The following is a 13,149-nucleotide window of genomic DNA, read 5'->3' as shown; positions in this document are numbered from 1 at the left end:
GCCGCTGCGGCTTTGGCAGCGGCGCCGTAGCTGGTATCATGCGGGCAAACGCCAGCCGGCGCCTGTGCAACAGGGCCGGCGCATGCACCACCTTGCGAAGCGGCCCGGCCACCCGGCGGCCGCCGACGCCTCCCTACAGATCAGAGAAGCGAGTTCCTATGAGCACATCATCGTCCCACCCATCGTTCTGGCGCCGTGTCCCGCTGGCCTTCGGCGCCTTCTTCAGCACCCTGTCGGACGCCGCCTATGCGGCCCGCGTGGAAAAGCTGTCCTTGCCCGAGGTTGCCCCTGTTGCTCCGGTCGCGCCCGTGGCGCCAGCCCCCGTGCCGACGCCGGCCGCCGCGCCCGTCATTTTGAAGGAAGCCACGCCCGATGCGGCCCTGCAGTTGCTGGCCCTGCTGCAGCGCGAAGCGCGTTTGATCGACTTTACCCAGGAAAACCTGGGCAGCCATGCGGACGCCGACATCGGCGCGGCGGCCCGCGTGGTGCACGAAGGCTGCGCCAAGGTCATGCGTGAATACTTCACCATCGCCCCCGTGCGCCAGGAGCTTGAGGGCAGCCGCATCGTGCTGCCGGAAGGTTTTGACTCCGCCCAGGTGCGCCTGACGGGCAACGTGGTCGGCTCCGCGCCGTTCACGGGTACCCTCAGCCATCGCGGCTGGCGCGCGTCCAGCGTGCGCCTGCCGAAACTGAGCGAACAGCACGACGCGAGCATCCTGGCGCCAGCCGAGGTGGAACTGTGAACGACACCACGAACGCCACCCCGAACACCCCGCGCTACGCCATCGGCATCGACCTGGGCACCACCCACAGCGCCCTGTCGTATGTGAACCTGACCGAGAGCGACGGCGAAAAGTCCAGCCACGGCGTGCTGAAAGTGCCGCAGTTGTCGGCACCGGGCACGGTCGAAGAACTCTCCTTGCTGCCATCGTTCGTCTACCTGCCGCACGCCGATGAAGTGGCGGCGGGCGACCTGGCCCTGCCCTGGGTCACCGAGGAAGCCGAAGCACCGTTCGTCGTCGGCGAAATGGCCCGCAGCCGCGGCGCCACCACGCCCATTCGTTTAGTGTCGAGCGCGAAAAGCTGGCTGTGCCACCCTGGCGTGGACCGCCGCGCGGCCATCCTGCCGAACGACGCGCCGGCCGAAGTACCGCGCATTTCGCCCATCACGGCGGCCACGCGCTACCTGACGCATTTGCGCCAGGCCTGGGACAACGCCCACCCGCAGGCGCCATTCGCGCAGCAGGAAATCACCGTCACCATTCCCGCCTCGTTCGACCCGGCCGCGCGCGAGCTGACGATGGAAGCGGCGCAGGCGGCAGGCTACACCTCGCTCACCTTGCTGGAAGAGCCGCAAGCGGCGCTGTACAGCTGGATCCAGACCAGCGAAGGCCGCTGGCGCAAGGAAGTCAAGCCGGGCGACATCATTTTAGTGGTCGACGTGGGCGGCGGCACCAGCGACTTTTCGCTGATCGCCGTGCTGGAACGCGACGGCGTGCTGGAACCGCACCGCGTGGCAGTCGGTGAACACATCCTGCTGGGCGGCGACAATATGGACCTGGCGCTGGCCCACCTGGTGGCCCGCAAGCTGGCCGCCAACGGCACCCAGCTGGACGCCTGGCAAATGCGTGCGCTGACCTACGGCTGCCGCAGCGCCAAGGAAAGCCTGCTGGCCGACAGCGGCATGGAAACGGCGCCCATCGTCGTGCCGAGCCGCGGCTCGAAACTGATCGGCGGCTCGATCCGCACGGAACTGACGCGCGCGGAAGTGTACACCTTCATCCTCGACGGTTTCTTCCCGCAGGTGGAAGCGTCGAGCCGCCCTGCCGTGCGCACGCGCGCCGGCCTGACGCAACTGGGCTTGCCGTATGCGCAGGACGCGGCCATCACGCGCCACCTGGCCGCGTTCCTGGGCCGCCAGGTGGCGGCAACGGCCGAACTGGAAGGCTTTGCCGGCCGCCAGGCGGAGGGCGCCAGCTTTTTGCACCCGACGGCCGTGCTGTTCAACGGCGGCGTCTTCAAGTCCGACCTGCTGGTCCAGCGCATCATGGCGACCGTTAACGACTGGCTGTACATGGAAGGCGCGGAACCGGCGCGCATGCTGGCCGGGGCCGACCTGGACCTGGCCGTGGCGCGTGGCGCGGCCTACTACAGCTATGTAAGGCGCGGCCATGGCGTGCGCATCCGCGGCGGCACGGCCAGCTCGTTCTATGTGGCCATCGAATCGGCCATGCCCGCCATCCCCGGCATGGAGCCGCCGATCCAGGCCCTGTGCGTGGCGCCGTTCGGCATGGAAGAAGGCAGTGAACTGGAACTGCCCGGCCAGCAATTCGGCCTGGTGGTGGGCGAACCCGTGCACTTTCGCTTCTTCGCCTCGTCCACGCGCCGCAACGACCAGATCGGCGACCTGCTCGATTTCTGGGGGCCGGACGAATTGCAGGAACTGAGCGAAATCCAGGCGACCTTATCCGCCGAAGGCCGCTCGGCCGGCGACGTCGTGCAAGTGAAACTGCATGCGCGCGTGACGGAAGCGGGCACCCTGGAACTGCTGGCCGTTTCCCCTGACGGCGCCGAGCGCTGGAAAGTGGAATTCGACGTGCGCGGCACGCCACAGCACTAGGCGTGGCCAGCGCGGTGGACAAGCCGGCCTTCCTGGTCGGCATCGACCTGGGCACCACCAACACGGTGGTCGCCTATGCCAAGGCCAATGATGCGCAGGCTGAAATAAACCTGTTCGCCATCGAGCAGCTGGTCGCGCCCGGCGAAGTGGGCGCACGCCCGCTACTGCCTTCCCTGCGCTACCACCGCGCCGCCGGCGAACTGGCGGCGGGCGACTTGCAGCTGCCGTGGCGGCAGGATGATGTGGCCGGCGTGGCACAGCCCGTGCTGGGCGCCCTGGCACGCCAGCTCGGCGCGCAGGTGCCGGGACGGCTCGTGTCCAGCGCGAAGAGCTGGCTGTCGCATGCCAGCGTGGACCGCCAGGCGCCCATCCTGCCGTGGGGCGCGGATGCCGATGTGGCCAAGGTATCGCCCGTGGTGGCCAGCGCCAGCTATCTGGCCCACGTGCGCGCCGCGTGGGACCAGCGCTTTCCCGACGCGCCCCTGGAAGCGCAGGAACTGGTGCTGACCATTCCCGCCTCGTTCGACGAGGGTGCGCGCGCACTCACCCTGCAAGCGGCGCGCATGGCCGGCCTGCCCAGCTTGCGGCTGGTCGAAGAACCGCAGGCGGCTTTTTATGACTACCTGCAGCGCCGGCGCGCCACCCTGCGCGCGGACCTGGCCGCTACGCGCCGCATCCTGGTGTGCGACGTGGGCGGCGGCACCACCGATTTCAGCCTGATCGACGTGGCTTTCGATGACGACGGCGAACCGCAGCTTGAACGCAGCAGCGTCGGCAATCATTTGATACTCGGCGGCGACAATATGGACCTGGCGCTGGCGCACCTGGTGGAAACGCGCCTGGCCGCCGGTGTCGAAGGCGGCATGAAGCTGTCCGCCGCGCGCCTGTCGCAGCTGATGGAACGCTGCCGCGCCGCCAAGGAACTGCTGCTCTCCAGCGACGCACCCGACAAGGCGACCGTCACCTTGCTGGGCGCCGGCTCGCGCCTGGTCAAAGGCAGCCGTTCCGCCGACGTCACGCGCGAGGAGGTGGCGGCCATGGTGGTCGACGGCTTCTTCCCGCAGGTAGCAATCAGCGAGACGGCGAAAAAGGGCCGCGCCGGCATCGTCGAATTCGGCCTGCCCTACGCGCAGGACGCGGCCATCACGCGCCACCTGGCCAGCTTTTTGCAGCAGCATCAGGGCGCACTGCCCGATACGCTGCTGCTGAACGGCGGCGTATTCCGCGCCGACGCGCTGGCCCGCCGCCTGGCCGAAACCCTGGCACACTGGCGCGGCGCGCCCCTCACCATCCTGCACAACGACAATCCCCGACGTGGCCGTGGCGCGTGGCGCCGTCGCCTACGCGCTGGCCCGGCGTGGCCAGGCGCCGCGCATCGGCGGCGGTTCGCCGCGCAGCTATTTCCTCGTGCTGGGCGCACCGGGCAAGGACAACCGCGCCGTCTGCATCCTGCCCCGTGGCAGCGCCAGCGGCGAAGAAATCCGCCTGTACGAACGCCTGTTTGCGCTGCGCCTGGGCCGGCCCGTGCGCTTTCACCTGGCCTCTTCCATCGCGGAAGCGGGCACGCCGCCCAAGCTGGGCGACATCGTCGACCTGGGCGAAGGCGAGTACCTGCGCCTGCCGCCGCTGGCCAGCGTGCTGCACGACAAACAGGATGCCAACGACAAACGCGAAATCACCGTGCAGCTGGCCACCGTCATGACGGAGGTGGGCACCCTGGAAGTGCATTGCGTGGCCGAAGCGGATGCCAGCCAACGCTGGCTGCTGGAATTCCAGTTGCGCGGTAGCGAGGAAGAGCAAGGTCCCGACGGTGGCGACGGCAACGCCCCCGCAGTCTCGCCGCGGATAAAAGAAGCGGTCGACAAAATCGAGCGCATCTTCGGCGGCAAGGCGCAGAAAGTCGAAACGAAAGAGGTACGCCAGCTGCGCCAGCACCTGGAGCGGGGACTGGGCGGGCGCGACAGCTGGGACACGCCGCTGCTGCGCCAGCTGTTCGACGCCCTCATGCTGCGCGCGCGTGGCCGGCGCCGGTCGGCCGAACATGAGCGTGTCTGGCTGAACCTGGCCGGCTATTGTTTGCGTCCCGGCTACGGCGACGCGCTCGACCCGTGGCGCATCGAGCAGCTGTGGGCGATGTTCGACGCGGGCGTGCAGCACCACAAGGATAGCCAGGTGTGCGCCGAATGGTGGACCCTGTGGCGCCGCGTGGCCGGTGGCTTGAGCGTGGAGCAGCAATTGCGCCTGCTCGACGATTTCGCCTTCAACCTGCAAGCCGATGCGGCGCAGCGCGGCAACCGCCCCGTCACCCTGGTGGGCGGCAGCGACGACGACATGCTGCGCCTGGGCGCCTCGCTGGAACGCATCCCCGGCGCCTACAAGGCGGAAGTGGGGGCCTGGCTGCTGAAACGCCTGGACAAGGCCAGTAAAAAAGGCGAAGCGGCGGACACCAACACCCTGTGGGCGCTAGCCAGGGTCGGCGCGCGCCAGCCTTTCCACGGCAGCGCGCATGAAGTGGTCGACAGCGCCACCGTGGCCGAATGGCTGCAGGTGCTGCTGGCGCTGGACTGGAAGAAGACCGAACCGGCCGCCTTCGCCGCCACCCACTTGGCACGCATGACGGGCGACCGCTCGCGCGACATCGCCGACGAGCTGCGCGCCACGATTCTTGGGCGCCTGAAGGCCGTCGGCGCCCCGCCCCTGTGGCACGCCATGGTCAGCGAAGTGACGCAGCTGGACGAGGCGGCCACCAAGCGCATGCTGGGCGAAGCGCTGCCGCCGGGGCTGAAGCTGATCGGTTAAGAAAATTCATCGCGTAGGTCGGATTAGCCCGGAGGGCGTAATCCGACAATATTGTCGGCGGCGCCTGTCGGATTACGGCCTGCGGCCTAATCCGACCTACCCGTCGCTGCGCGTCGCAATACGGCAGCTAACCATCGGCCAACCGTACCCACCCTGAGCGTGTAGGTCGGATTAGCCCGGAGCGCGTAATCCGACAATATTGTCAGCGGAGCCTGTCGGATTACGGCCTGCGGCCTAATCCGACCTACCGGTCGCTGCGCGTCGCAATACGGCAGCTAACCATCGGTCAACCGTACCCACCCTGGGCGTGTAGGTCGGATTAGCCCGGAGCGCGTAATCCGACGATATTGTCAGCAGCGCCTGTCGGATTACAGCCTGCGGCCTAATCCGACCCACCCGTCGCTGCGCGCGTAGCCTCCAAACCGCCCCTTTGCGCTAGATCACGGCCACCAGAAACAGCAGCACCGCCAGCGGCGCCTGCACCAGCACGATGCCGGGATGCGTGCGGCGCAGCTGGGCCCACACGTTCAGGCCCGGTACCTCCTCGTGCGGATGGTGCGCCTCGTCGCGCAAGGACATCGCGTGCAGGAACATGCCGGCGATCAGGGGGCCGGGGTTGACCCACCAGCCCTGCTCCAGCAAGCCGCGCGACAGATAGATGGCCAGCGCGCCGATGGCAAACGGCGAGGCCCACACCAGCACCAGCATCAAGCGGATGCCATAGAATTCGGCCAGAGTGCCCATGCGGTGCAGGCGGCTGAAATCGCGGTCTTCCATACGCTTGTCGATGGCCAGTTCGGCGCGGCCATACAAGGTCCACAGGCCGCCGAACAGGCAACCCAGCAGCACCCCGAGGACGATATCGGCGACGAAGACCACGTATTTATTCACGTCGGCCGTGCCGATGCCCAGCGAGGTATAGGCCGCCGCATGCAGGTGCAAGCCGGCCTGCTCTCCCTCCGCCGTCGTGTAGCGGTCGCGCACATCGTAGGTGGCGCCGACAAACTGCACTTGCTTGCGCGGCGCATCGGCCGCCACCCCCGCCTTGCCGTCAAGCAGGCGCACGCCGCTGCGCGTGGGGTCCAGAAAGGCGGGCGCCACGGCGGCCGGATGAAATGGCGCCGTGACGGCGTTCTGCTCCGCCGCATCCTTGGCGTCGCCGTGGATGACGGGTTCGAAGGCCCAGCGCGCCAGCTGCTTTTCGCTGCGCGTGCGCTGCGCCAGCTGGCAAACCCTGTCCGCCAATCGATAGCCGGCCTTTTGTTCAGACAGCGCTGCAGGCATGGGCTGCGCGCGCTCCTGCTGCTGCGCGCCATGCGCCAGCTCGAACGCCACGGCCGCCAGCACGGGGCTTTTCAGCTCGATGCGCGTAACGGCACCCATGCGCTCACGGATGCGCGGGCTGGCGAAATGCACGCCGGCCGCGCAGCGCGCGCGTATCCACGGCAGGTTCGCGTTCCGGTCAGACTGTTCGGGCAGGATCAGCACCAGCTGCCGGCCATCCGCGGCCAGCCGGTCGAGCAGCTGGTCCAGCGGCCGCGCGCCGGCATCGTGCTGTTCATAGACGGCCGGCGCCAGATCCAGGTCGATGGCCAGCACCCGGGCATCGCGCCGCGCGACGTTGGCCAGCAACTGCTGCAGGCGCGCCCGTTCCAGCGGTTCGCGCTCGTCGAACACCTGTTCGAACGCAGGCTGGTCGATCTCGATGATGCCGGGCCGGTAGGCGGCGCCCGGGTCCTTGCCCCGCTCCAGCAACTGGCCCTGTTCCGCGCTGGCGCGCAGCATGGCCGCATCCAGCCATTCCAGCACGTGCAACCCTTCCAGCGCCAGCATCAGCGAGGCGATCAGGCTGGCGCCGATCACATGGTGCAGCAAATGCGTGCCTGTCAGCTTGAATGCCGATCCGACCTGGGCGACGGGCCACAGCAGGCGCCGCCAGAGTGGCAGGGGCGCGTTTTCAGGATGGCCGGTATCCACGGTGCATTCCCCTCGGGTGATGCTGCCAGTGTACTATCTGGCAACTGTTAATGACGAAATCATATGGTAGGGCAATTATGCCCGGGCCGCCGCACGGCTGGCGCCGCTTTCCCTCACGGCATGCTGGCCGCAATAAGCGATGAATTCCACCGGCGGCAAGGCCCTGGAAAACAGCCAGCCCTGGCCATAATCGACGCCGCGCGCGCGCAGGTAGTCGGCCTGCTGCGGCGTCTCCACGCCTTCGGCGATGATTTCCAGCTGCAAGGTCTGCGCCATGGCGATGATGTGCGAGGTCACGCTGCTCGTCACCGTCTCGCCGCCGATGGTGTCGATGAAGGACTTGTCGATTTTCAGCGCGTCGACGGGCAGATTCTGCAAGTAGGCGAGGCTGGAATAGCCGGTGCCGAAATCGTCGATGGCGACGGAAAAGCCCATGGCTCGCGCACGCTCGAGCGCCTGGCGCGCCGCCGCCACGTCGATGAAGCCGCGCTCCGTCGCCTCCAGCCATATCTGGCTCACCGCGATGCCGCTGCCATCGAGCGCCCTGGCCAGCACGTCGAGCAGCCTGCCCGTCTGGATATCGGATGCGCAGACATTGATGGCGATGTGCAGCTGCGGCTGGGCCAGCAGCAGTTCGCGCATTTCGCGCACCACTGTTTCCACCAGCTGGTCGGTAATCGGTTCGATCAAGCCGCTTTCCTCGGCTTGCGGAATGAAATAGTCGGGACGCATCATCGTGCCATCGGGTCGCGGCCAGCGTATCAGCGCTTCGGCGCCCACGCAAACGCCATCCTGCAGCCGTACCAGCGGCTGGTAGTGCACGATGAATTCACGTTTTTTCAGCGCCTGCGCCATTTCACCCTGCAGCGACAGGCGGCTGCGCGTCAGCCAGACCAGCAGGCTGATGGCCACGGCGGCCAGCAGGAAGCCGAAGGGCAGGATGTACAGCTGTTCGTTGCGCAGCTGCTTGCGCATGCTGCTCTCGGGCGCCAGGCCGACCGTGGCCAGTTCGCCCTTGCGCGCCACGGCAGCCTGCATCTTGTCGGCGCTGGCGATGGCACGGTCATTGCCCTTGTCGCGCACCAGGCGGCCCACCAGTTCCGCGTTCGGCGCGTTCTGGCTGCCCAGCATGGCGCCGCCCGCCGTGGCGACGGCGACCTGCACGTCGGGGTCGGCAATGATATCGGCCAGGTGGGCCGGATCGACCAGCACCCGGTGCTTGTCCTTGAACAGGCCGAGCATCGGTTTGCCCATGCCCTTGCCCGCCGACGGTGGCGTGCGCGTGTTGACGTCGACGCCGCCCCGGGTGGTGAACTCGGGCTTGTCGAGGGAGATGGAGCGTCCCTTCTCGGCCATCCCCCAGGAAGAGCATTTCAGCTTGCCGTCCTCGAAATAATCGATTTCCGCGACGCCGCGCGCCTCCAGGGTCGACTGCCGCATCAGCGCGATATGCTCGTCGGAACAGGGGCGCATCGTCAGGCTGGCAACCGATTCCAGCGCAGTGCCAATCTCGTCAAACGATTTGCTGGCGCGTGCCATGGCATTGTCGGCCACGCGCTGCAAGCGTAGCTGTTCCACTTCCCGCGCCCGCATGCCGGAAAAATGCAGGCTGCCCCAGAAGGACAGCAGCACCACCGCGCTGGCGCAAACGACTGCCAGCGCAACGACTTTTTGACGACGATTCAATCCACCTCTCCCCTTGAATGTGCGAATGGCCCGCACGCGCGGGCCATTCGGCGTTGCGGCGTTCCTTACTTCGGCTTGGCCAGCAGCAGCTTGCCCAGCGCTTCAAAGGCGGGCGTGGTGGTCGGGTCGTTGGCTGCGTTGGCCGCCGTCGGCGTGGAGGCGAAGCGCACGATCACCATCTCCGCCTTCGGATCGACATAGATGCGCTGGCCGTACACGCCGCGCGCCATGTAGGCGCCGTGGTCGTTGTGCGTCACCCACCACATGTCGCGGTAGCTCCAGCCTTTCAGCAGGTCGTAGCCGCCCTTGGCGAACAGCTGCTTGTCGCCGCCGCCGCGGATATCCGCCACCGCCGCCTTCGGCAGGATCTGCTGGCCGTTATAGCGGCCGTCGTTGCGCAGCATCTCGCCAAAGCGCGCCAGGTCGCGCAGGCCGGCGCTCAAGCCGCCGCCGGCAAACGGCGTGCCCGTCGAATCGACGCTCATGTAGCTATCCTGCTCGGCGCCGAGCTTTTTCCACACATGCTCGGACAGGTAGTCGTTGACGTTCTGTCCCGTGACCCGGGCGATGAGCCAGCCCAGCACATCGGCATTGACCGTGCGGTAGCCGAATGCCTCGCCATGCCGGCCCTGATGCTGCACCGTTTGCAGATACTCGAAATAGCTGCGCGGCCCCGTGTAATCCTTGGGCTTGGGCAGCGGATTGCCGGCCGCCGCGTGCTGCCACACTTCGGCATGCGGATCGGCATAGTCCTCGCTGAACTTCAGGCCCGTGGTCATGTCGAGCACCTGGCGCACGGTGGCGTCGCCAAACGCCGACTTGCCCAGTTCGGGAATGTACTCGGCCACCTTCCTGGCCGGATCGAGCTTGCCTTCGGCCACCAGCGCCGCGCCCAGGGTGCCCATCACGGACTTCGTCACCGACATGGCGCCATGCTGGCCATTGTCCTTCAGAACGCCGAAATAACGCTCGTACACGATGCGGCCCCGGTGCAGCACCACGATGCCATCCGTGTAATTGGCACCCAGCGACTGCTCCCATGTCATCGTTTCCTTCGCTCCCAGCGGCGTGAAACGCAGGCTGTCGATGTCCTTGCGCAGCGCGCGCTGCAAAGGCAGCGGCGCACCCAGGCCGCGCGACACATTCACCGTCGGCATCAGCTCGCGGAAATGCGACACGCTCCAGCGCAACTGCGGAAACATGAAATAGCTGCCGTCGTCGAAACGGATGATCTTGTCGGCCGGCGGCGGCGAACCCACCATCCATTTCAATGCAGCGGGATCGCTGGCGCCCGCCGACAGGGGCGCGGCATTCGCCGTGGCAGCCGCTTCGGCCGCATGCGCGCCCGTCGGCATGCCGCCCGTCGCAAGGGCCATGCAGCTGGCCGCCAGGGCCATGCGTTTCATACGCGGTAGTAAATTCGGCAGTACGTTCATGCGGTGTTCTCCTGTGATAAAACCAACTACAACTGTCTCAATACATCCAGACGACATTCGCCAGCCAGCCCGTCCAGGTCCTGGCCTGGCCGCCCACCAGCTGGTTGACGCCGGACTGCGCGAACGATGCGCTCACGCCCACGGTCAGGTAGGTATTCGGGTTGATGACGCGCACGTACTTGAGGTAAACATCGTTCGCCAGCATGGGGCGCAGCACGCCCGAGATGACCACCGGCGCATCGCCCGGCACGTCGAGGCGCGTGGCCTGGCCGAACTGCAGCGGGCTGCCCATCTGGTTGGCGCGAACCTGTGCCAGATAGGCGATCACGGTATCCTTCGGCGTCGGGTGCAGCTCGAGCGTGGCCTGCAGCGCATTCACGTTGGAATTGACGAAGACCCAGGTGGCCTTGCTGCCCGAGGCCCAGGCACCCGGCGTGCCTTCGTAGAACAGGGGGTCGAAGCGCTCGTTGCGCGCAGTGCGCGGATCGTCGCCGGAAAAACTCTGGTAGCCCAGGGTGAATTTCGGCGTCCACGCCACATCCGGCAGCGAAAAGCCCCCTTCCGTGCGCCAGCCCCAGGCCCGCATCGGCTGGCGCGTATTCCATTCGCGCGCGCGTCGACGCCGAACCAGCCTTTCGGCAGCACGGCAGGCAGCAAGGGCACGCGCGCATAGCCGTACACGAACTGCAGATCCTTGCGCGCGTCAGGCACGGCCAGCGGCGCGCCGATGCCGCCCAGTGCCGCCTGCGGATAGGCGGCGCGCGAACGCGGCACCTTGCCGTACGCGATGCCCGCCTTGCGGTCATCGGCCAGCGTGTAGCTGGCATCCACGCCCACCAGGCGCGTGCCGCTGTCGTTGTCGGGGTTTTCATTCGGGTCCAGGTAAAACGCCTGGGCGCTGAAAGCATCCTGGCTCACCCTGGCCACGACGGAATTCTGGAAGGCCTTGCGCGGCCCCAGTTTCAGCGCGCCCCGGTCAAAACCGTTCGAGCCGCCATTGGCGATCAGCATGCCGGTGCCGAGGGTGAAATTTTGCGCGCCGGCCGACAGGTCCAGGAGCACACCGGCGCCGCCGAGCGGCATGCGGATGCCGGCGACAAATTCCTCGATCGAGATGCGGCCCGTGTCGCCCGCGCCAAACGGATCGTGGCGCACGGTGCCCGAAGCGACGGCGGACACGCGCGCATACAGCTGCCTGCCATCGGCAAAGTTACGCTTGAAGCCGAGTCCCGGCTTGACGTAGAACTCGTACCAATAGGGCCTGAAATCAAAATCGGGATCGCGCGCCGGCGTGTTCGACAACTTCCAGAACAGATTGCCTTCGCCGGCGATCTGCACGCCCGCTTCGACGGAGCGCGTCAGCTGCCAGTCGGCGCCGATGGACGGTTCGACGGCGGCACGCCGCGCCGCCTCCTTGTCCATCGCGCTCAGGCCATCCGGATCGAGCTGGCCGGCAGCGCCGCACAAGGCACTCCACCCCAGCAGGGCCAGCGCGGCCGAGTGGCGCCGCAGGAACATCGCTTGCGTTGCCATAGGATTCCCTTGCGATAGCGGCCAGTCAATGTGAGCGAATGTTATCAGAGATGCTTTATTTTATTGTTGTAAAGCATCCTATTGTGCGGAGCCGTCCCGTGAGACGACTGTCTCACGGCAAGTCGATGCTGCAGCGCGCCATGCATGGACGGGCGCTTCGTGCTACAAACTGGAAGGACCATAAAAATACCAAAGAGACGGGAGAGTGCCATGCCATACGTCCGCCAGACCAGCCATCTCGACAGGGTGCGCGACCTGATTGCCGGCAGGGTCGTCAATCCGGGCGCCGACATCGCCCGCCTGGCGTCGTCGTATCGCCGCGCGCTGGACGACTACCGCCTCGACCCCGCCTCGACAACGGGGCCGCGCATCCTGACTGGCGCCGAACTGCGCGCGGTGCAGCAGTCAGAAGAAAATTTCTTGCGCTCGACGGGCCAGTGCCTGCCGCAGCTGCACGCCATGGTGCGCGAAGCCGGCTACTGCGTCATCCTGGCCAATGCGCATGGCGTGACGATCGACTACGCGGTTGATGCGGACCAGCGCAAGGAGTTCAAGAAAGCGGGCCTGTACCCGGGTTCGTGCTGGTCGGAAGACGAGGAAGGCACGTGCGGCATCGCCTCCGTGCTGCTTGACCAGGAAGCCATCACGGTGCACAAGACCGACCATTTTCGCGCCGCGTTTACGGGCCTGACCTGCAGCGCGGCCCCCATCTTTTCGCCGCACGGCGACTTGATCGGCGTGCTCGATGCGTCGGCATTGAATTCGCCCGATGCGCGCGACAGCCAGCGCCTGGTGAACCAGCTGGTGCGCCAGAGCGCGACGCTGATCGAGGACGGCTTTTTCCTCAAGTCGTATGGCCACTGCTGCATCCTGCTGGCGCACCGCAACCGCCATTTCGTGGAAGTGCAGCCAGAGATGCTGATCGCCGTCGACGAGCATGGCCATATCGTGGCCGCCAACCGCTGCGCGCGGCACTTCATCGGCGGCATGGATACCCTGCCCCGCCCCGTCGGCGAGGTGCTGGAAGTGCGCGCCGAGCGCCTGTTCGATGCGCGTGCCGGCCACAAGCTGCTGTCGCTGCGCGTGGCGGGCAGCAGC

The 13,149-nt window shown here is 66.9% G+C and carries 7 protein-coding genes and 2 pseudogenes; 4 read left to right on the top strand and 5 right to left on the bottom strand.

Going from position 1 to position 13,149, the window contains the following annotated elements:
- Nucleotides 1–158 precede the first annotated feature (158 nt).
- The 3 genes and pseudogenes from JaAD80_RS17825 (at nucleotide 159) to JaAD80_RS17815 (ending at nucleotide 5,419) form a co-directional block, all read left to right on the top strand.
- On the top strand, nucleotides 159–743 hold the full coding sequence (locus JaAD80_RS17825) for a DUF2760 domain-containing protein (RefSeq protein WP_102295973.1): 585 nt from the start codon (nucleotides 159–161) through the stop codon (nucleotides 741–743).
- Nucleotides 740–2,620, top strand: coding sequence for an Hsp70 family protein (locus tag JaAD80_RS17820; protein ID WP_102295971.1), 1,881 nt, complete (start codon nucleotides 740–742; stop codon nucleotides 2,618–2,620). The genes JaAD80_RS17825 and JaAD80_RS17820 overlap by 4 nt, the downstream gene beginning before the upstream one ends.
- Before the next feature lie 2 nt (nucleotides 2,621–2,622).
- Nucleotides 2,623–5,419: pseudogene (locus JaAD80_RS17815) on the top strand (Hsp70 family protein).
- Nucleotides 5,420–5,854: 435 nt separating this feature from the next.
- Here the strand turns inward: JaAD80_RS17815 and JaAD80_RS17810 are convergent.
- From JaAD80_RS17810 to JaAD80_RS32020, 5 genes and pseudogenes are all read right to left on the bottom strand, one after another.
- Complete coding sequence (locus JaAD80_RS17810) at nucleotides 5,855–7,396, bottom strand: CHASE2 domain-containing protein (protein WP_102295969.1); 1,542 nt, start codon at nucleotides 7,394–7,396, stop codon at nucleotides 5,855–5,857.
- Between the two features lie 75 nt (nucleotides 7,397–7,471).
- The gene (locus tag JaAD80_RS17805) at nucleotides 7,472–9,082 is read right to left on the bottom strand and encodes an EAL domain-containing protein (protein ID WP_146012420.1); all 1,611 of its coding nucleotides are present in this window, start codon (nucleotides 9,080–9,082) and stop codon (nucleotides 7,472–7,474) included.
- Nucleotides 9,083–9,147: 65 nt separating this feature from the next.
- Nucleotides 9,148–10,437: a serine hydrolase domain-containing protein gene (locus JaAD80_RS17800; protein ID WP_374755255.1), complete on the bottom strand. Its 1,290-nt coding sequence runs from the start codon at nucleotides 10,435–10,437 to the stop codon at nucleotides 9,148–9,150.
- A gap of 118 nt (nucleotides 10,438–10,555) precedes the next feature.
- On the bottom strand, nucleotides 10,556–10,897 hold the full coding sequence (locus tag JaAD80_RS31560; protein WP_258003061.1) for a hypothetical protein: 342 nt from the start codon (nucleotides 10,895–10,897) through the stop codon (nucleotides 10,556–10,558).
- Nucleotides 10,898–11,104 (bottom strand): annotated as a pseudogene (locus JaAD80_RS32020) (alginate export family protein); the annotation flags it as partial.
- Between the two features lie 1,157 nt (nucleotides 11,105–12,261).
- Between JaAD80_RS32020 and JaAD80_RS17790 the strand changes: the two are divergent.
- Nucleotides 12,262–13,149, top strand: an 888-nt coding sequence (locus tag JaAD80_RS17790) for a sigma-54-dependent Fis family transcriptional regulator (protein ID WP_102295964.1), incomplete at its 3' end; no start/stop codon positions are given.

Source organism: Janthinobacterium sp. AD80 (assembly GCF_002878455.1).
Lineage (GTDB): Bacteria > Pseudomonadota > Gammaproteobacteria > Burkholderiales > Burkholderiaceae_D > Janthinobacterium.
The sequence above is the reverse complement of the archived record's forward strand: the minus strand, read 5'-3'. Positions and strand labels throughout refer to the sequence as shown.

Excerpts from the sequence above, each read along its gene's own strand:
- JaAD80_RS17825 (WP_102295973.1), top strand. The coding sequence starts at position 159 with ATGAGCACATCATCGTCCCACCCATCGTTCTGGCGCCGTGTCCCGCTG.
- JaAD80_RS17800 (WP_374755255.1), bottom strand. The coding sequence starts at position 10,437 with ATGCCGACGGGCGCGCATGCGGCCGAAGCGGCTGCCACGGCGAATGCC.